Origin of the sequence: Burkholderia sp. SIMBA_051 (assembly GCF_046534915.1) — a bacterium.
GTDB classification, from domain to species: domain Bacteria; phylum Pseudomonadota; class Gammaproteobacteria; order Burkholderiales; family Burkholderiaceae; genus Burkholderia; species Burkholderia ambifaria.
Genome location: NZ_JAWRXS010000739.1, coordinates 1 through 244, shown reverse-complemented (window position 1 = coordinate 244; position 244 = coordinate 1). Strand labels below are relative to the sequence as shown.

At 37.7% G+C, this 244-nt stretch carries 1 protein-coding gene; it reads right to left on the bottom strand.

Annotated features, from left to right (window positions below; all coding sequences use genetic code 11):
- Window positions 1-244 (bottom strand): Ca2+-dependent phosphoinositide-specific phospholipase C (locus tag SB771_RS36425; protein WP_410722215.1); only part of this gene is annotated, 244 nt, incomplete at both ends.

Sequence of the window (244 nt, the reverse complement as noted above, 5' to 3'; positions counted from 1 at the left end):
CTTTTACGTAAATTATCGGGTGTAAATAACGAGTCTGATAAGGTTTGCTTTATTACGGCATCAAGAGAATGGTAATCACTGGCTTTGAATTTTAATGTAGGGGGTTGAGGGTCTATAGATGTACCCGTTTCCTTAACATTAATCATGACAACGATAGGATAATGGAGCGGATTTGCCTGTGACCATTTTTTGAGATTGTTTAAACAGTCACTAAATAATACGCAGTGACTTTGCACGTCAACAC